A 19,790-nucleotide genomic window follows, 5' to 3' on the forward strand; every position below is an offset into this window, starting at 1 on the left:
CGGCCGCCTTACCGCCGGACGAGTGTAGGCCGCACAGCCCAACCAGAAACCCGTAGGCCAAAAAGACGAACCACACCTGAATCCTGATAGACCCTACTGGTGGCGGGTGGTGCGGGGGAGCGGAGTTGTGGAGGGCTGCGCGGAGGCGGTGGAGGTGGTCGCGTGGTGGTCGCAGCCGCACGGGCTGGTCTGTACGGACCGCCGGCTGCTGGGCGCCGCTGAGGACGTGGTCGATGGTGTCGACGGCCTGGTGTGCGGCCTGTTGGGTGAGGTGGCTGTAGAGGTTCGCGGTGGTCGACAGGGTGGAGTGCCGCAGCGTCTTGGAGACCACGGTGAGTGGGACGCCGGCGGTGATGGTGATGGTGGCGGCCAGGTGCCGTAGGTCGTGGACCGTGACCCGGGGGACGCCGGCTTCCTCGGACAGTCGGTGGAGTCGGTCGAGTACCAGGTGCGGTCCGAGCGGGCGGCCGTCGGGTTGGCAGAAGACCAGCCCGTCGAACGGGTCGTTGGGGTCGCCGCGGAGACTTGGAGCGGATCGTGCGCGGCGGCGGAGCGCGGTGGCGACGCGGGGTGAGATGGCGATCCAGCCTCTGCTCGAGCGGGTCTTGGGCGTTGTGAGGACGAGGCGGTTGTTGTCGACGGCGGAGAGTGTGCAGCGGATGTAGAGCACGCCCTGGTCGAGGTGGACGTCGTTCCAGTGCAGGCCGAGGGCCTCGCCCTTGCGCATGCCGGTGCCGATGAGGACTTCGAAGAGGTCGGCTATCTCGGGGTCGGTCTGATGGCAGTGGGTGAGGAATCGGGCTGCTTCCTCTGCTGTCCAGATCCGTCGTTCCGGCGACGGCGGCCGGTGCAGCACCGGGGGAGAGGCTGGGTTGTGGGGGAGGCGGTGCTGGCGGACGGCGTCGCCGAGCGCGCTGGACAGGGTGGCGAGGCACCGGCTGGTGACGAAGGCCGCGATATGCCGGTGGGCGAGCTGGTCGAGCTTGAGGGTGCCGAACGCGGGGACGAGGTCGTTGCGGACGTAGTCGCGGTAGCGGGCCATCGTGGTCGGCTTCAGTACGAGCGCCTTCGCAGCCAGCCATGTGTCCAGGTAGGCGGCGACGGTCTGGTTCGGGTCCGCGTCGAACCCGCCGGCCTCACCTTCGAGGAACCGGCGCAAGGCTTCATCGGCCGCATCCTGGGTAGTGAAGCCGCCCCGGCGCACCGTCGTTCTGCGGTGGTCTGGGGCGGGGACATCGACGGCGAATCCCCAGGTTCCGTGGGTGCTGTCTGTGACTAGGTGTGGACAGCGGGCACCTATCTGGTGACGGTGGGTGTCTCTGCAGCCGCAGCGGCGGTAGATGCGGCCTCGGCCGGCGCTGGTACGCATGACGATCGCCTCCACGAGGCAGAGAAGGGCCTGACATTCTCAGCGTGCGACCACACGCGACCACCACGCCCGCCAGAGAGGCCATGACCAGCGATTTTCCCTTGTCTACGCGCCAAGTAGCAGCGGTCAGCCAGTAGATCCTTCGGCACTAGCATTGCTCCTGACCTGCGGCAATGGGGAGATCGTGGTCGAAGCCAGCCGCTGTACCGCCGCCGCGATCTGCCGGGCACACGGCTGGACCGCCAAGAGCCTCATCGGCCACCTCGAATGGTCCAACGACAAGGTGGACCCAAAGGGGTTCGCGATGGCATCCATGCGCACGCATGTCGCCGAACTCCTCAACGAGGCGGCGAACTGGTCGCAGGGCACGAGCGCGACGTACACGGTCAAGAAGGGCGACATGCTCTCGTCCATCGCCAGGTTCGGCGACGCCGGCCGCTACAAGCTGGCCAATCCCAGCAGGATCGACGTGGGGCCAAGTCCTCAAGCGCCCCCAGAAGTAGGCGCCCATGAAGACTGCCAAGTACTGGAACGCTGTCGTGGCGACCGGCGTCACCTTCCGGTCCCGTAGGTTCGTCCGTGCGTTCGACCGGCACCGGATGGCCGGATCGATAGGGAGCGTGGGGGTGGCGGGCGACAACGCAGCTATGGAGTCCTTCTTCAGCCTGCTGCAGAAGAACGTCCTCGACGGCCGCGCGTGGGTCACCCGTGAGGAGCTGCGGATCACGATCGTGAGCTGGATCGAGAGGACCTGCCCACAGACGCTGCAGACAAGCCTTACTTGGTCGGCTGGCCCTGTCGACTTCGAAACCGTCATGACACCACCGGCCCTCCGGCCGCGTGACCGAACCTGTCACCTGAACCTGCATCAGACCCCACCAGAGAACGTAGAGATGGCTACGCAGGCTGCATCCGCGAGCGACCGTGACGGCGTACACGCGGTAGTGACCGGCCAGTTGCTTCTGTGCGTGCACACGCTGCCTTTGAGCTCCGGACCCCGTTCGAGTAAGGACAAGACCAGCCCAGCTATTCCCGGCGACTAGGGGGCTGGCGCGGCGGCACGCGCTACTCTGAGCATGTATGGAATCTTCAATCCAAACCTTGCTTTCCAGGCTCGTGGCGGGCCCTGCCTTCATGCTGCTGGGGCAGGCGTCGGCAGAGTTTCACGCTGCCTCAGATCCCGAGCGCGCAGTCATTCCCAGCGCTGTGGGGCCGCTGAGCGACAGCGCGGCGGCCGAGTACGAGCGATTCGACCGGGCGGTCCGCGCCGTCGAGCCGCCCGAGTGGCTTTCCGAGGCCGCTCAGTATCCCTGGAACGGCGTCTTCACCTCTCGAATCGACTCATCCCTGTCAGATGTGTTCGTCAGCGAGTGGCGCAGAGTTGTCCCGACTGCCCAGGTGTTCCTCGGACGGCAACCACGCAGTGCCACCGAGATGCAGGTGCGGTACCTCTTCGGCGGGGTGGGTCTGCCCGAGGAGGAGCGGCCGCCGACGGACGTCATCCAGGAGCTCGAGTCCAGGGCGCGGGCCGCTGAGATGCTCCAAGTCTTGGCCGAGACGCTGGTCACTCCACGCGGCGTGATCGTGATCGAGGGATATCGACCGGGTGATTGGCTGACGACGCAGGAGCTCTTCACTTTCGTCAACCGCTTGCAGCCGGGGCAGGCCCACCTGTTTTCCGTGACAGAGGCCCTGCGCGAAGACACGTTCGTACGTGCCGCGATCGACCGGGGCATGCTGGTCGCGCACAGCGAGACCTTCAGTGCCGTGCTGAACGAACTGGAAACGTCAGGTCGCTTCCAGCGGATGTCGGCTGGCCGGGCGATGGCAGGGCAGCGACTCATCCCAGTCGGCGATGGCTTCGCCGAGATGGACGTCAACACGTGGAACCGGGTGATTGGCGCAGCGCGCCCGGTGGACAACGAGCTGCTGGAACCCTTCGCGTCCGCCTCGTCGGCCCTGAAGTACCAGCGCTTCCGCACGTTTCTTGGGGCGAGCGAGGGCTCTCCGCCCTGGAAGGCGGTGGCAAGCGGCTACAACCTGCGCCGGGACTTCGAAGAGGTTCTGCTCAGGCGTGTGCAGAGCAGTCTCGACGAGTTGTCGATGCCGGAACCTATCGTCATCGCCGGGCAGACCGCGACCGGCAAGACCATAGCGCTGTGCTCACTCGCCCTGCAGGTGGCACGCTCCGGCCAGGCCGCCGTTCTCCACCGGTCGCGCCGCGGGGACCGGCCGACGCTCGCTGACATTGACGCCTTCGCTTCCTGGGCCGACGAGAACCACGCGATCCCCACATTGCTTGTGTGGGACGGCATGGTCGACATAGACGAGTACTACACGCTGCAACGGCAGTTGCGCTCCAGGGGTCGGCGCGTACTTATCATCGGAAGCAGCTATCTGCCCCCTCAGCATGTCAAGAAAGTCATTCGGGTCGATTCGGGCCTCAGCGAGGCCGAGGTCGCGCGAGTCAAGGACTGGCTCCCCGCCTTCGCCATCCCGGTTCCCAATGACATCGGCGGGAAACTCGACTCTTCGTTCCTCGCGCTGCTCTACCGGGTCCTGCCTGAGACGGAGCGCGGTCTGCGCCGCGGCTTGACGATGGAGATGCGCGAAGCCGAGATCGGCCTGGAGAAGCTTTCCAAGGCAACCCAGGAGACCGGCTCGTCCCGCCTCGGGGCGGTCGCACAGGCGCTGGCCGACGCTGGGTTCAACGTCGACGCGCTGGCGCCCTCGGAACGCCCGCACGCCGAGCTCATCGATCTCTCCTTTGAGGAGAGGAGTTCCACCGAGCGGCTCACCTCGATGGTGCTCGTCGCGGGGCGCAGAGGTCTCCTCGTACCGCTGGAACTCGTGCTGCGCATCCTCGGCCGGGAAGGATCGAGCCGCATCGTCGAACTGGTGCGGAACTTCGACATCTTCCGCTGGACCGAGGACGAGAGGGGCAGTCAGTACCTGGGAGCGCGGACGCAGCTCGAAGCCGAACTGCTGGGCCGTGAGGACCTGAACGTCCGCACGGAGGTTGAGGTCACGGGCCAGATGATCGAGAATCTGCGGCCCATGCCCACCCGTGGGGGTGGGGAAGAGGTCCAGTTCGTTGTCGACCTGATGGAAGGGATGGGCCCGCAGTCTCGAGATTCGACGCGCTACGCGGAGCACTATCTTGACCTCGCCAATGCGTTCGTACAACTGCGGGAGGGGCGCGGCTCGGCACACCACAGGTTGGTGCTGCTGGAGGCCAACCTGACGCGCGAGCACGTGCTGTGGGCGCAGAAACACAATGTGAGCAGCTCCGCCGAACGAATTGAGCTGCTCCGCCATGTACAGCACCTACTCGAAGCCACGATCGAGGAGGCCGACGCCTCTCCGCGCTCGCGACTCAACCTGCTCGTGGAGCTTGCCAGTACCGATGGCGCCCAGGTATTCGAACTGTCACAGCGTGGTGAGTCGTCGAACGCGTCGGCCATCTCGGCACTGATGAGCGAGGTGACGCGGGCTGCGCTGTCGGCGAGGGCGTACGACCCGGAGAATGTCTACCCTGTGGACGTCGTGGCGTGGACCACGAGGCGCGCAGTCGAGGCGGGTGTGCTCTCGGAGGAGACTCGGATCGACCTGCTTGCTAACGCCCAGGCGTCCCTGGATTCGATCGATCCCGGCACGCTTAGCCCCGCCCAGCGTGCTACGTACGATCAGCGGCGCGTGGAAATGGCGCGCTTGCTCAACGACAAGGCCCTGGAAGCGAAGCACCTTGCGGCGCTGACGGAGAACAACGATCCGGCCGCCTACTATTTCTTGGCCCGATCGGCTGCGCGACGCGGGCCGGAAGGCGTGAAGGTGGCGGTCGAGTCCTTGTTGCGCGCGTCGATCGAGGTCCGAGCTGACTGGCGCTGCTCGCGGTTGCTGCTCGATCTCTTCTGGGAGCTTAAGACCGGAAAGCCGTTCCTGCGCGGCGAACGCCAAATGCTCGCCTTCACGGAGGCGGACTGGAACGAGTGCCTGCGCATTGCCGACGCCATCCCTGTCGCAGGCGACTTCGATCGCTATCGACTGGACTTCTTGCGTGGTCTGAGCCTCTTCCACCTTGGTTCCTACCGGGCCTCGGAGGAGGTGTTCCGCAGACTCGACAGGGAATCCCAGGACCTGTCGTCCCGTATCGTTTCCACCTACCTCGCGTCAGGGAGTGACGGCAAAGCCTCGCTGTTCACCGGCAGAGTTGTCTGGGCGACTCCGGACGGCAGGCGGGGCATCGCATGGGTGGACCAGCTCCGCATCGAAGTCCCCTTCATTCCGCAGCGCTTCTCGGTCACGGACTTCCGCAGGAAGGGAGACATCCTTCCCTCGTTCCACATCGCGTTCAACATGCGAGGAGCACTCGCAGATCCCATCCGTGCGGCGCACCGAGGGGAGAGACGGACACCTGATGCGCAATGAGCTGGAACGATTTAAGCGGTCGTGTCTCACTCTGTCTCAGCACAGGCGGCTCTGCACGGGCGAAGAGCTGCACATCCCCGTGCCGGACGTGTGGCCATCCCGCGTGCGCAGCGAAGGCGACCTCGAACGTCTCGTCTCTGCTGCGTACAAGCTGTGGCGCGAGAGGTGGAAGCTGGACATTGGTTTCCTGCTCGGTGATCGCAGGACCGGCGGGGCGGCATGGGACTTCGACAACCTGATCTATCACCTGCGTACGGCTCGGCAGCATACGGACAACGCTCAGGCGACCGCACGTTGGGCGGCGTGGACGCGGGATTCCGCCGGCGGACACGAGCCTGCAGGAGAGGAGGATTGGGCTGCCTGCGGCCAGGCTCTCATGGCATCGCTCAACAACGCGATCGAGGTGCTCTGCAAGCTGGCCGCCGCGGGCCGGAGTAGCGAGCCGTTCCGGCGGGGATGGCATGCGAAGGTGTCGGAGAGCGTCCAGGCCGTCGTTGCTAGGGTCACTGCGGATCTCGGCCTCCATCTGCACCCCAAGCGTCGCGACTACTACGTGCGCGAGGTGGAGCGGCTCTGGAGCAGGCACCGGCTACGGCCCCGCGAATTGGCCGTGGACGTGCTGGCCTCTTTTGCCGAGCGCGTGCTCGTCTCCGAAATCGGGGCGTTGCCGTGCGACTATCAGTTGATACTCGAGGAGCTGGACGTGCTCGCCACGGCCGATGCGGTCGCCGTCCTGCGGCTGGCCCACTCTGTGGCCGAAGTGTCAGGGGCTCGTGGCGAGGCGTTCCTCAAGCTGGTCGGTTCCACTTGGGTGACATTGCGGCTGGATGCCTCGTCATAGACGAACGGGCTCCGTGGCAAGCCATGAGGGAGCTTTAGGCGAATACGTTGCCTTCGGGGCCAGAGGTCCAGGTGCGGCAGCTCGGGGCTGATCCATTCCGGGGCGCCGGTCATGATGCGGCTTCTGCGGGACGGAGATTCTCCGGGTGTGGCCGATCCGGCTCAGGCGACAACGACCGCTCTCCCCTGGGGCGTAGCGTCTGTATGTCGTTTCGATACATGCCGATCCAGACGGACACGATGCGTCGGTGGACGCGTTGCTTGACTCAGGAAGGGTGGGTAGCGTTTGCCGGGTTGTGCCGTCTAGATCTGGTGTGATGTGAGGAGACCATTGACCTGTTCCTTCGCTCTGATGTCTGCCGGGAGTGGGCATGGCTGACACCGATCTTCTGCGTGCCAGCCGGGATGGTGATCAGTTCCACTATCACTGGGCCGCTCGGCAGTCGCTGAAGTTGCTGCTCCCTGGTGCGGATCTGACTGCCATCGCCATCGAGGGCGTGTCGCACGACGACACGGAGGGTCGCGTTGGTGAGGACGTCATTGATATCGCCGAGTACTACGGCGCACCTGGGCTTCGCGAAGCGAACCGTGTGGTGTATAGGCAACTGAAGCATTCAACGGCGCGGGCCACAGAGGAGTGGACCGTGTCGGGTTTTGCAAGGACGGTCAGCGGGTTCGCGGAGAAGTTCCGGCAGATCCGTCTGGAGTCGCCGGGGCTTGAGCGGCAGGTGACCTTCGAGTTTCTTTCCAATCGACCTGTCCGTGACTCCGTACTACGAGCGATCGGGATCCTGGCAGCAGGCGGTGAGCCTGGCGCGTGCGCCCACGAGGTCAGGTTCCTCAAACAGTATGCGGGCTTCTCAGAGGATGCGGACGGCGAAGCCGAGTTCTTCAAGCGGCTGCAGGTGGATCCCACGGCTCCGAGCCTACTGCGGCTCGAAGGACTGTTTCGGCTGGATCTGGCCGGTTTTCTGCCCGGCGCCCCCGACGTTCATCACCTTCTGCTTAAGGAGATGATCGCGAGACGGGCGAGTTCACTCGAGACGGACCACGTCGTCGACCGCTCCACTGTGCTTACCACTCTCGGGGTTTCCCCGGAGCGCGCCCTACCTGCTCCGAACCTTATTGAACGGCCCGGGCACGTCATCGTGACTCCGCAGACTCGCACGATCGCCGAGGACATCGTGGGGTCCGCCCAGCGGGCGGTCATTGTTCACGCGGCCGGCGGCGTCGGGAAGTCCGTGCTCACCACGCAGATTGAACGGAACTTGCCGACCGGATCCGTCGCCCTCGTCTATGACTGCTTCGGGAACGGTGGGTACCGACGCTCCAGTTCACCTCGCCATCAGCATCAGCAAGGTTTGGTCCAGCTGGCCAACGAGCTTGCTGCGCATGCTCTGTGCGATCCGCTGATTCCGGCCGGTACAGCCCAGCCGGCCGACTACGCGAACGCGTTCATGGTCAGAGTCAGGGGCGCAGCAGCGGCCGTCGCGGCCTCGGCCCCTGGTGCGCTCCTGGTCCTTGTCATGGACGCGGCCGACAACGCGGCTCTCATCGCGAGAGACGGTGGTGAGCGCACCTTCGTCGTAGACCTGTTGCGGGAGACCCTGCCTGACAACGTGCGACTCGTCATGTTGTGCCGTACCGAACGCGTCGATCTGCTCGAACCGCCGCCTGGTGTCCACAAGATCGAGCTTGCGGGATTTGGTGCTTCCGAATCCAGGAAGCATCTGAAATCGGTGTTCGGCGCGGTCACGGAGGCGCAGGCGGCCGAGTTCCAGCGTCGCACCGGCGGCAACCCTCGCATCCAGGCCCTTGTTCTCAGTACGGCATCGGACCTCGACTCCTGTCTCGCCTCCCTCGGGGAAGCGAGGCAGCCCGACGTTCCCTTGTTCGACGAACTCCTGCAGAGCCTGGTGGACCGCTGTAAGGACGCCAACCACCACCTGAGTGTCGAGATCGACCGATTGTGCGAGGCCATGGCCGCACTCCGGCCGAGGATTCCCGTAGGGGTTCTAGCTGAACTGTGCGGGGTGCCGGCTGCGCTGATCCACAGCTTTGCAGCGGATCTGGGACGCCCGCTGCTTGTCGATGGTGACAGCTTGCAGTTCCGTGACGAGCCTACCGAGACCTGGTTTCGTACGAGATATCACCCGACCGGCCAGTCCTTGATCGACTTCATCGCCCGCCTGACACCGCTCGCTGCAATTGAACCGTATGTAGCGGCCTCTCTGCCGCAACTGTTGTGGGAGGCCGGACAGGTTGACACCCTGGTTGAGCTGGCGATGACCGACGGCGCCCTGCCAGAGGGCGACGATCTGGAGCAACGGGAGATTGCTCAGCAGCGGGCCCAGTTCGCCCTCAAGGCCACGCTGCGCGTGGGAAAGGAGTGGGAGGCGGCCCGGCTGGCCGTCAAGGCTGGAAGCCTTGCTGCCGGTCACTCCCGCCGGCTTCATCTGCTGAGGTGCAACACCGACCTTGCGGGCGCCTTCCTGGACGCCAGCACGGTCGAAGACATAGTCGCGAACCGCAGCCTTGCCGCGGACTGGCCAGGCTCCAATCTTCACTTCGAGGGCGCTCTGCTCTCATTCGCGGCAGGCCAGGCCGACTTCGCACTCAGTCGGCTGCGTAGCGCGGCGGAGTGGCTCAGGGCATGGGTGCGGCAGCCGGACGAGGGACATCCTCACTGCTACCGCGTCGCCGCGACGGACATCGCTGAAGTCGCCTTCGGGTACCTCAACACCCTCGGCGTGGAGGCGTGCGTCGAGTACCTGACCCGTTGGCGCCCCAATCGGGTGGGCTTCGAAGCCGGAGAGATCATCGCCACCCGGCTTGCGGACTCAGGTCGTGTCGAGGAGCTGGAGGCCCTCGGCCACGCGGCCGCGCGCTCGAAGTACCTCCAGTTCGCCGTCGCCTACGCGGCCTGGCAGGCCAACCTCGTGTGCCAGGCACCGCTTGCGCAGAACCTGGTGCGCAGGCTGAAGCGCCAACGCAGACCCGTCTCCTTTCGCCGGCATCCGGGTCTTGCGGAGGAGAACAAGGCGCTTCCGGCGGTTTGCTGGATTATCGCCATGGGCCTGCGCCATGGCCTGCTGTCGGATGCTGAGGCCGAACGGATCCTGTGTCTCAATCTGCCTGACGACCTGGGCCGGGGCGCAGGGAGCCGCTATGGCCATAACAGCGACACACTCACATTGCTGTGTGGCTTCGCGCTGCTGTCGAGGATTCGGAGGCAGCCCTTCGATGTGGACGCGATCGCGGGCAGCGATGTCCTCGATGCGCGGCAGCACCCCCATACGTACTCGAGGGCATTGGACGACCACAAGAAGGGCATCGTGCCCCTCGGCGCCTGGGCCAGCCTGTGGATGGACTGCCTACTCGGAGCTTCCGGCGACGCAGAGGTTCGGTTCCGAGAACTCACGGCCGCCATACCGGGCAAGCAGGGCGGACATGAGCTGCCGTACTTCCTGTACCGCGGCATCGCGCGCCTCGGGGTCCGGATTCTCGCCTTCGGCTCGTCCGAGATGACACGTCGACTCCTGCTCGACTGGCTCCGGGTCACGCACAAGCACATTGCACACGGAGCACTGATCGACGCCGTTCGAGCAGCGGCCCCCGTCGACGAAATACAGCACATTGCCGTCGAACTCGCGGAGGCCGTCGCCACGTCGCTCGATGCCGCGCAGGACAGCGCGGAGTACAAGGCGGAGCAGATGGTCAAACTCGCTCGCGCCATCCAGCGATTCGACACGAGCGAGTCTCACGCCTACTTCACCCGGGCGATCGACCTGACCGAGCGAGTGGGCGACGATGTCCACGTGCTGTGGCGGGCCCTCCTTGCTGTGGCACGCCGAGCCTCTGAGGGAAACCACCAGGACGATCGCCGGGCGTATCGCGTTGCCCAGCTCACGGAAAGCCTTCAGCCCTACCTAGGGGACGGACTGGACTACTCCACGGTCGTCAGCGTCATGGGCCAGTTGAGCCCTCCGACTGCGATGGCTGTTGCTTCCCGTTGGCGCGACCGTCGCCTGTGTTCTGAAGGTCCGTTCATCCAGGCACTGCTCGACGAAGAAGCGGGCCTGCTCGCTCCGCCCGCGGTTACTGCTCTGGCGATGGTGCCGTTCGGCGAGCACCGTGTCAGCGCCCTCCGCCTCGTCGAACGGGCCATGCGCGAGGCTCCCAGCGAAGGGGAGCGCATCGCAGGGACGCTGGGCGAGTTCTTGCGGGCACATCGCTTCGGCAGGGAAACCTTCGAACGGCTTGACGAGACCGCCAGCGAATTGAGCATTGACCTTTCCGGAACGTTGTTCTCCGTTGGATCTCGCCACCTCGCGCTCCCGGAGCCATCCGGCTACAGCTCTCCCCGATGGACTCGAAGCGAGGAGGACGAGGAGCGAGCGGCGCGTCTGCGACGGTTGGAGGACGCCCTCGGAGTGTGTGACCTCTCCACCGACGAGGGCTTCGAGAGGGCCCGCCAACTAGTACGAGGGTCGGATCGCCTGCTGCATATGGAGCAGGTCATCGACCGAGCGGTCGCTCTGCCCCTGCGTGAACTCGACGACATGCTCGCCGCGTTTCACTCCAATCCCCACCTCAGCACCTTCGACTACACCCATCTGATCAAGAAGCTGACCGATCTACGCTTGCTTCCCCTGGCCGCACGCCAGCAGCTGCGTCATGTTGCGGCCACAGTCGCCAAGCGGTTCAGCCGGGAGCTGACGACCAAGGGCTACGAGCCGATCGACCTACAGAGCCTCGCCGACCTGGCCAGCATGCCTGATGCGGATCTGCTCGGAACCGCACTTCGGGAACTCGGTTCCCAGCCTGCTACGTTCCTCGCCGAGGAGTGCCACCACCTGGCAGCCCGGATCGCTCCACGTCTCACGGGTGCACAGGCGCAGGTCGTCCTGGACGACTTCGGGACCATGCTTGCCGGCCTCGCCCCCGAGGACTCAGCCGACGGCGTGTTCACCGATCTTCCCGCCAAACCGGCAAAGACCGCAGAATGCCTCGCAGGCTATCTGTGGGCGGTCCTCGGCGACCCCGAGCACGATGCAAGGTGGCGGGCCGCGCACTGCGTCCGACTTCTCGTCGAACTCGGCTGCAAAGAAGAACTCGACGCGCTGCAGCGCTTCGCGCTGGGAACTCTCGACGTGACCCCGTTCCACGACGCCCGTCTGCCCTTCTATGGCCGACACGCCCTCCAATGGCTGCTCTTCGCCCTCGCGCGTGCCGCTCAGAACACAGCAACGCACCAGGGACTCGCAGAATTCGAGCCGCTGCTGCGGAAGGCGATCTTCGACGATGGACCGCATGTCGTTATGCAGGAAAGCGCGAAAGTGATCTGCCTCGCCCTGGTCGCTTCCGGCTTCGGGAGTCTGACAGCTAACGAACTCGACATCGTGCGCGCGATCAACAGCCCGAAAGAGGTTATCAGCCAGTCATGGGCGGAACGCAGGGCAAGAGCACTGAATGAGACGGATGAGGGAGGCTCCTTCGCACTCGAACCGAGCGATTTCCATTCCTTCTGGGACTTCAGCGATCGCTGGTGCAAGCCGCTCGGGGCAGCTGTCGGCATATCCGAGGAGACGGTCCTGCGACTCGTCGGGCACACCATCACGGCCACCTGGCAGCTCTCCTACCGTGGCGCCCACGAGGACGACCCGCGCCACACCCTGAAGCTGTACAGGGAAGGAAGCACCTTCGCCCACCGTAGGGCGTGGCCGGACGCGGACGATCTGGACTTCTATCTTTCCACCCATGCCTTGTGGACCGTCGCCGGGGAGTTGCTGAAGACGAATCCCGTGTACCGGGATAGCGAGGCGGACACCGACTTGTTCACCGACTGGCTCAGTGACTTCCGTCTCACGCGCGGCGACGGCAGATGGCTTGCCGACCGGCGGGACCCCTCGCCGCAGAGCATCTTCGAGGGGCTATACGACTCACCAAAGCCCGAATGGATCTGGCAGTTGAACAGCCGGCACTTCAGCGAGCATCTCCTGGCGAGCGACGGATGGGTCACGGTCTGGGAAAGCTCCGACGACACGAGCTACGAGGCCGCGCAAAAAGTCCTGATCCGCAGCGCTCTGGTCAATCCCGAAAAGGCCAGGGCGCTCGCACTCGCCCTGCAGACCGCCCCTTCGTACATGGCGTATCGCATCCCGGACGCCGACGACGGCGACTACCAGTTCGATGCCCAAGGCTTCCAGCTGACCGGTTGGATTGTCGTCCCGGACGGCCGCGAAGGTCAGGACAACAGAGACCCGCTCGCTGCTGGGGTCAGGTACCCGCCATATCGGCCCGCAGACGAATTCGTCGGTCTGCTAGGGCTGGAACCGGACGCAGATATGCGCGAATGGACTCGTGCCGATGGCGCCGCCCTCCGCAGCACCGTCTGGGACGACACGGCCGCGACCCGTTCGGACCGAGTGACAGGAACTGAGGGACAGCGGCTGGAAATCCGATGTGATGCCCTTCAGGAACTCCTTTCCCTAACCGGTCGCAGCATGATCGTCGAAGTGATGATCGACCGTACTCACAAAGACCACAGTCAACCCTTTTCGGTGAGGTGCGACCCAGACGATGACGAATCCCTTCCCCCACGCGAAAGGTCCTACAAGATTTACCTCTTCGATGACTCCGGAGGATGCGGCGAGCTTTGAGCAGACTCTCGAACTGGGCAAAGAAATCGCCGCTGGCCTCTCGGATCACGATGTTCTGGGCCGATGGATGGCCCATCACATCAGCGACTTGATCATCCGTGCGGAAAGTGCCCCTGAGGCGGAGGCCGACGACATACGACGTGAAACGGTGGCCGCCGTCCTCGAGCTCTGGAAACACCGGTCGGCACTCCCCATGCCCAATCCGCCGCTCGACGCGTTCGAGCCCGTATTCAGAGCGCTGGAACGGCTGAGCGAGCCCCAAGACCCCTGGGGCTTCTACCGGATATTCCCGTCTGGGCATGAGCCCGGTCAGGACGACATGGTCGCCACACCGCTGCTGCGGAACGCACTGGTCCTTGAGGATGCCGTCCGCCGCGTAGTACGCGAGATCGTCGTATTTGCCGAAAGGGAAGCCGCAGACAAGGAGGCGAAGTGGCTCACGCTTTCGGAGCATCTCGAAGAGGACGAACAACGAGCTGCGCGGGACGCCGTGCTTGAGCTGGCACGCACCCTCGCAACGTACGCCGGTGACGCCGACGTCGAACCGGCTGTGGAAGCCGGGCACTCGAAGCTGATCACTACTCTGCTGCGTGCCGAGACGCAGCTGGCAGAAGTCCGCCGGGTTCTTGAGGCACATCTGTCCGAGACGTCGTCAGAGGGAGAGCCTGACGCACCTGCGTGAGAGCGTGCGACGGGCCTCACTGCATCCCAGCGAGTACGTGAACGACGCGCCAGGTCGTCGCGGCGTGGTTCTGGTGCCGGCTTCTCGGAGGGCTCCTGTAGTCGGTCGAGGTTGGAGCAGGGAAGAGGGAGGTGCCGGCACTGCCATCTCTACGACCATGTGGGACTGTGCCCGTCCACCAATTACCCCCGAGCCGGGCGTCAAATTGTCCGGTCATTCTATGCTGCCGGTCGCCCTCCGAGCTGATCCTTGGCCCACCACAAGAACGCGGCGGCGTGCTGCTGGTTGGCGAAGCCGTCACCGGCGAGGTCGAGCAGGAGGTCGTTGCTCCACAGGATGAGCCGGCCGAGGGTCCAGTTCACCGACTCGGGCGCCGGCAGCTCAAGGCCGTAGACCATTCGCGCGATCTCGCGTTTGCTGCCCGCCTCGGTCGTGTACTTCAGGATGGTCAGGAAGCGGTCGGGGTCCATCACGCAGAGAACCCTCGTGAGCAGGGCCTCCTTGAATCCGGTCATGGCGAAGGGCTTGGCGCCGGACAGCAGCTGCTCGAGCCGGTCTTCGAGCGGCACGCCCTCGGGTCCGCGCAGGAGGTGCTCGATCGTCTGACGTGTCGCCTCCGCGGCCGCCGATCTCGGAGTTGGCGAAGTCCTTGAGAACGCGGGGGTCGCACGTCCACAGCCCATCCGCCGAGAAGATCCGCTGGTACTTTGCCCAGTAGGCCGCGACGTCGGGGTCCCGCTCCGGCTTGTCGGCGAGGTACCGCTCCTTCAGCCGGGCCACGCGCTCCAGCTGCTCGGGATCGACGTCCTCGGCCTTCGGGAAACGGGACTTGAGCTCCCCGAAGGAACGGGCCGGGTTCGGCTCGGACACCACGGGCGCCTTGTGCTCCCACGAGAACCCGCACCGGTGCTTCACGAGCCGCCCCTCGCCGTCGAGTGTACGGCCCACCTCGATGTCCTCGTCGTCACTGCACAATGGACACATGGCCGAGGCCATGGCTACCCCCGCTTCGTCGGTGCCGGAGCCCCGGCTTCGAGCCGTGGAACGCCCCGGCCAGGAGCCGCATTCTCGCATTTGGTCGTGTCACGCGGCATGCGATCTCCAGCAGCCGACGGGTCTCGGATCGACCGTCGGGGACGGCAACTCTGCGTTACGATCTTGGTGGTCGAATCGTGTGACGAGGCGGCGACGCGCAGGGCGCGGAGCCAGGAAGCCGCTAGACGGTGCAGCGGATACTGACGCAACCCGGTACAGATCAGTGGGTCAGCTGGCGTACCCGGTTGTCGTCTGTCACCTCGTACACGTCGATGCGCAGGAGCCAGCGGACGTGGGCCGGGACGCGTGTGGCGGCTTTGGCGGAGGAGGACGGTACGACGAGGGCGTAGCGAGTGTGTGGGTCCTGGCTCGTCATGCGGCGTAGTAGTTGGCCGTAGGCGATGTCGGCGTCGATGCCCTTCTCGCTGGTGCGGCCCTTGGCCTCGCAAATCAGCCGTTCCTCGCCGCGTACGGCTTCCAGGTCGGTCCACCGGTCCGTGGGAGCGACGGGTGTCCAGCCGGCGGCCAGGAGCCAGCTGCGGAAGGTCTCGGTGACCCGGTCCTCGTCACTGTCGCGAGCCAGGATCTTCTGCAGCGCTGCGAGGTCGGACTCTTCGCTGCGGCGCAGTCGTCCGCGGTTGTCCGCATCCAGATCGGACGGGCGGATAATGACCAGGCGCAGCCCGTGCGCGGGAATGTCCGTATCGCGCCGGGCGTCGTACAGGGCTCGTTGCTCGCCACGGTGGACACCGCTGATGGTGAGACGGTCCGGCTTGTCGAAATGAGGCGTCGGCTGGTCATGCTGCAGTTCGCGGTACTCGACCACCAGCTGATGCCCGGGCCAGTAGGCGTCGACCGGCAGTTTGACTCGTCGGCGGCCCGCTCCGGGATCTCCCAGCAGCCAGTCGAACCTGTGCTGCGTCAGAGCACTCTCCCCGAGAATCCGGTTGCACAGCCCCACGACGTACGTCTCGTCGCTGCCATCTCTCGTTGCCATGACGAGGCATCCTGCCACCACCCACGGACCGACGGCACCGGCCCGGCAAACTACGCCTCGGAAACGTCGGATCGCAGAGCGCGATCTCGAAGTACCGTGCGGCCCATCACCTACGGTTTAGCTGGTGGCTCCGACTGTCGCGTAGCGAGCAACGCTGAGCCGCTCGGTAACGGCAGTACGCTCCCAGGGGCGTGGCTAGGCGCTCGAGACACGACGAATCCGACAGCGCGCACAGCCAATGTGACGACAACAGACCATCCGCGGCCAACGGCAACCAGCCCATCCATGTGCTGCATCACCTGCGGTGCGTGTCCTCGTAGTTGAGTGCGTCGCCATGCCCCGGCCGGCTTCAGTGTCTGTCTCGCTGCGAACCTATGCGCGGACGCAGCTTGTACGGGACCTTGGCCACGCCCTCGCGCTCGCTCCACAGCCGCACCCCGGACCGCGTCAGTGTCCAGCCGCTGTCCTCGTAGGGCATGAGTTCTCCGACACTGAGCTGCCCGAGGAGGTGGGTCAGCTCCTTGGCCATTCGCAGGTCATGCTCGCGTTCCCGTTCGTCCGCGTTGGCATACCCGTCTGCGCGAGCGGTGAACTCCTCGTAAGCCAGATCAGCGAGGCGGCGTCGATGTTCGAGCAGCGCCTCACGGTCCACGTACGCGTCGGTGTACTCCTTGCCGAAGCGGCGTCCGTACTCACGTACTCGGTGACGTTCCTCCTCGAGTGCTTCAGGGCTGATACGTCGCTGACGGGCGGTGGCGACCTGATTGGCGCGAGACAGGAGCCAACTGAGAGGGGAGGGGCAGAGGAAGATGCCGAGCCTGTCGTATCCCTGCCATTGGCAGTGGGTGTATCCGACGGCCTGTGCGACCCAGCCGTAGCGTTCGCCGGTGCCCGTGTCCGGAGTCGGGTTCTTGAACTCGATGCCGACGGCCGGCTCGGCATCGTGCCAGCCGTCCGCATCGCGCGGCTTCAGCACGGCGTCGATTCGGGTTTTCTCGCCGGTCCAATAGCATCCCGGCACCTGCTCCTCAATGTGGAACCACTGGTCCAACTTGCCCAGAACGAAGGCACCGAGGGCCTTCTCGTCAGCGAACGTTCCAGGGCGTGGCAGCAATGCCTTCTGTTCGTATCGCACTTACCCGACTGTACGGTCCACCTGACTCGGGGCGCGAGACTACAGCTGTTGGCGCAGAGTCCATGAGATGTCGTAGTCGACATGATCGCGGTAGGTCATCACCAGCGCCTGTACCGCCTGGCGGAGGGCGTTGTGTGCGGGCCCCAGTGCGGCTTGTTCGTACAGATCCAGCACCATACGGCGGGCTTCGATGTTCGCCACGGCTGACATTGGGTCCCAGGTGGCGATCTGATCGGCAACATCCCGCAGCGGACAGGCGACAACCAGCTCGTCGTGGTCGTCGACGACCCTCCGACTACGGGCCGGCCAATGCCGCCAATGGGTGATACCTGCGGCTCCGGCAGTGGCCTCCTCCTCGTCAAGGCGAGCAAGAAGGAAGGCGATCATCGGCTCATGGTCACGCTCATCGGGGTTGGCCGAGAATCTGCGGGGCCCAAGGGCAGGGTCGTCGTCGGGGCAATAGGTAAGCCAGCCGATTTCGCCACGGACCAGAATGCCGCCACCGGGCGGCACATAAGTCGCGCACAACTCGGCGGCGCACAGGGCGCCGTACCTATTGCTGGCTGCCATCCCCGTCACCCTCCCCGAGTAATCCGGTGCGCCGCCACAGTAGCTGGTTCTACTGGCACCGCATCGTTCGAGGAAGGAGAGGGGAACGGGTGCTCTGGGACGCCCGCTTAGGGTCGAAGCAAAGGCCGAGATCGCGGCTGGCGTGGACTGCTGCGTGACCGAGCGAGCGCACTCTTGGCTGTTACGTGGGAACGGCAGCGGAGGTCCTCAACCCTATGACCCGGCCCCGGGGCCACCCTGATGACCCCGTAGGTGGTCGGAGGGTTGCGATCTCGAAGGAGCTTGAGGTGCTCGCGCGAGGCGTCGGCCGGACAATGGGAAGGGGGCGCGTGGGGACCAGTTGGGGACCACACGCTACGCGCGGTGGTGCACGAGGCATGCCTACACGCACAACTCGCGCCCGGATTAAGTCCTCTATATCCAGAAAATACCCTTGACCCTTACTCCTGGGGGTCAAGGGGTCGCAGGTTCAAATCCTGTCGTCCCGACTGGAGACAGTCGTAGGTCAGGGCCGGTTTCGGAGCAATCCGAAACCGGCCCTTGATCATTTTTGGGGACCAGTTGGGGACGGGCCCTGACCCCGGAGTTTGGACACCGGAGAGACTTGGATCTTGATGGTCCGGGAGAACGGAGTCCCTGTGGGGATGAAGCACTATCCCACCGAGTTCAAGGCGGACGCGGCGGCGCTCTACCGGTCGCGTCCGGGAGCGACGATCAAGTCGGTTGCCACCGATCTCGGGGTGAACACCGAGACGCTGCGGAACTGGATCCGGGCCGCCGACGGACGCCGTGCCGGCGCCCACTCCGCATCTGCGGCCGCGCCGCAGCCTGGCGGAGAGGTGGTTCAGGCGGAGCTGGCCGCCGCGCGCAAGAGGATCCGCGAGCTGGAGGAAGAACGCGACATCCTCCGCAAGGCGGCCCGGTATTTCGCGACGGAGACGCGCTGGTGACCCGCTGCCAGTTCGTTGAAGATCATCAGCGCCGGTTCGGCGTCAAGCGGCTCTGTGACATTCTCGGGATCTCCCGCTCGAGCTTCTGTTACTGGCGCCGGACCGCCCTGCCAGGGTGGCCCGGCAGGCCGCTGACGCCCAACTCGCCGCCCGGATACGCAAGGTCCACGAGGACTCCGACGGCACCTACGGCGCTCCGAGGATCACCGCTGAGCTCCGCGACGACGGCGACCAGGCGGTCAACCACAAGCGGGTTGCGAGGATCATGCGGACGATCGGGCTCGAGGGCGTCCGGCTGCGGCGTCGGCACCGTACCACCGTCACGGACCCGGCCGCGCCGAAGGCGCCGGACCTGATCGGGCGTGACTTCACCGCCACGGCCCCGAACACGAAGTACGTCGGCGACATCACCTACCTGAGTATCGGTGGCGGAAAGTTCTGCTGTCTCGCGACCGTCATCGACCTCTGCTCGAGACGCCTGGCGGGGTGGGCAGTCGCCGATCACATGCGGACCGAACTCGTTACCGACGCCCTGGCCGCCGCCGAGCGGACCCGCGGGAGCCTGGCCGGGGCGGTGATGCATCGACCGGTTGAACTCGCCCAATACACGAGCCGAGAATTCGCCGAAGCCTGCAGGTCAGCAGGGGTCCGTCAGAGCATGAGCGCGGTCGGGTCCAGCGCGGACAACGCACTGGCGGAGTCGTTCAACGCGACCTTCAAAAGAGAGACGCTGAAGGGGCGAAGGGGCTGGTCAAGCGAGCGTGAGGCCCGGCTCGACGCCTTCCGATGGCTGACCCGATACAACACCCGACGCCGGCATTCCCACCTCGGACAACGCTCCCCGATCGCCTACGAGACCACCTTCCACCCACTATCAACTACCCTGGCCCAAGCCGCATAGATGTGTTCAAACTCCGGGGTCAAGGCCCGTCTCTTCGAGTAAACGGCCTGCCAGGTCGTCGGCCCATTCCAGGGCTCAGGTGCGAAGCGCGGTGATGGTGGAGTCATCGAGCCCGTAGGCGGCGAAGGCTTCGTCGTCGGTCCACTCCGCGCCGGTGAGATGTGCCTCAGGTCCTCGCGCTCGAAGAGCACCAGGCGCGGCGGAGCGCCTGACGCCCCGCC

General features: G+C 65.3%; 10 protein-coding genes and 2 pseudogenes. 7 read left to right on the forward strand and 5 right to left on the reverse strand.

Going from position 1 to position 19,790, the window contains the following annotated elements; translation table 11 throughout:
• Positions 1-1,159, reverse strand: a 1,159-nt coding sequence (locus ACFYQ5_RS18875; protein WP_389198757.1) for a tyrosine-type recombinase/integrase, incomplete at its 3' end; no start/stop codon positions are given.
• A gap of 394 nt (positions 1,160-1,553) precedes the next feature.
• Between ACFYQ5_RS18875 and ACFYQ5_RS18880 the strand changes: the two genes are divergently transcribed.
• The 6 genes and pseudogenes from ACFYQ5_RS18880 (at position 1,554) to ACFYQ5_RS18905 (ending at position 13,981) form a co-directional block, all read left to right on the forward strand.
• Positions 1,554-1,940, forward strand: a complete 387-nt coding sequence (locus ACFYQ5_RS18880; RefSeq protein ID WP_389198759.1) for a LysM peptidoglycan-binding domain-containing protein — start codon at positions 1,554-1,556, stop codon at positions 1,938-1,940.
• Positions 1,918-2,199 (forward strand): annotated as a pseudogene (locus ACFYQ5_RS18885) (IS3 family transposase); the annotation flags it as partial. The gene ACFYQ5_RS18880 and the pseudogene ACFYQ5_RS18885, both read left to right, overlap by 23 nt.
• A 250-nt stretch (positions 2,200-2,449) precedes the next feature.
• Positions 2,450-5,797 carry a hypothetical protein gene (locus ACFYQ5_RS18890; protein ID WP_389198761.1) on the forward strand — a complete coding sequence of 1,116 codons (3,348 nt, stop codon included), beginning with the start codon at positions 2,450-2,452 and terminating at the stop codon, positions 5,795-5,797.
• Positions 5,787-6,638 (forward strand): hypothetical protein, encoded by an 852-nt coding sequence (locus ACFYQ5_RS18895; protein WP_389198763.1) that lies wholly within the window; start codon positions 5,787-5,789, stop codon positions 6,636-6,638. The genes ACFYQ5_RS18890 and ACFYQ5_RS18895 overlap by 11 nt, the downstream gene beginning before the upstream one ends.
• A gap of 370 nt (positions 6,639-7,008) precedes the next feature.
• Positions 7,009-13,299, forward strand: a complete 6,291-nt coding sequence (locus ACFYQ5_RS18900) for a hypothetical protein (RefSeq protein ID WP_389198765.1) — start codon at positions 7,009-7,011, stop codon at positions 13,297-13,299.
• Positions 13,271-13,981 carry a hypothetical protein gene (locus tag ACFYQ5_RS18905; RefSeq protein ID WP_389198767.1) on the forward strand — a complete coding sequence of 237 codons (711 nt, stop codon included), beginning with the start codon at positions 13,271-13,273 and terminating at the stop codon, positions 13,979-13,981. The genes ACFYQ5_RS18900 and ACFYQ5_RS18905 overlap by 29 nt, the downstream gene beginning before the upstream one ends.
• A 218-nt stretch (positions 13,982-14,199) precedes the next feature.
• Here the strand turns inward: ACFYQ5_RS18905 and ACFYQ5_RS18910 are convergent, their stop codons facing one another.
• From ACFYQ5_RS18910 to ACFYQ5_RS18925, 4 genes are all read right to left on the reverse strand, one after another.
• Positions 14,200-14,550 carry a hypothetical protein gene (locus ACFYQ5_RS18910; RefSeq protein WP_389198769.1) on the reverse strand — a complete coding sequence of 117 codons (351 nt, stop codon included), beginning with the start codon at positions 14,548-14,550 and terminating at the stop codon, positions 14,200-14,202.
• Positions 14,551-15,236: 686 nt separating this feature from the next.
• Positions 15,237-16,013: a hypothetical protein gene (locus ACFYQ5_RS18915; RefSeq protein ID WP_389198771.1), complete on the reverse strand. Its 777-nt coding sequence runs from the start codon at positions 16,011-16,013 to the stop codon at positions 15,237-15,239.
• Between the two features lie 349 nt (positions 16,014-16,362).
• Entirely contained in the window at positions 16,363-17,148 is a 786-nt protein-coding gene (locus ACFYQ5_RS18920) for a hypothetical protein (RefSeq protein WP_389198773.1), read from the reverse strand.
• Between the two features lie 39 nt (positions 17,149-17,187).
• Complete coding sequence (locus ACFYQ5_RS18925) at positions 17,188-17,718, reverse strand: DUF6221 family protein (protein WP_389198775.1); 531 nt, start codon at positions 17,716-17,718, stop codon at positions 17,188-17,190.
• A 638-nt stretch (positions 17,719-18,356) separates the two neighbouring features.
• On the opposite strand from ACFYQ5_RS18925, the pseudogene ACFYQ5_RS18930 reads away from it, so the two are divergent.
• Positions 18,357-19,569 (forward strand): annotated as a pseudogene (locus ACFYQ5_RS18930) (IS3 family transposase).
• Positions 19,570-19,790 lie beyond the last annotated feature (221 nt).

It is taken from the genome of Streptomyces sp. NPDC005794, assembly GCF_042871445.1.
In the GTDB taxonomy this organism is placed as follows: Bacteria; Actinomycetota; Actinomycetes; order Streptomycetales; family Streptomycetaceae; genus Streptomyces.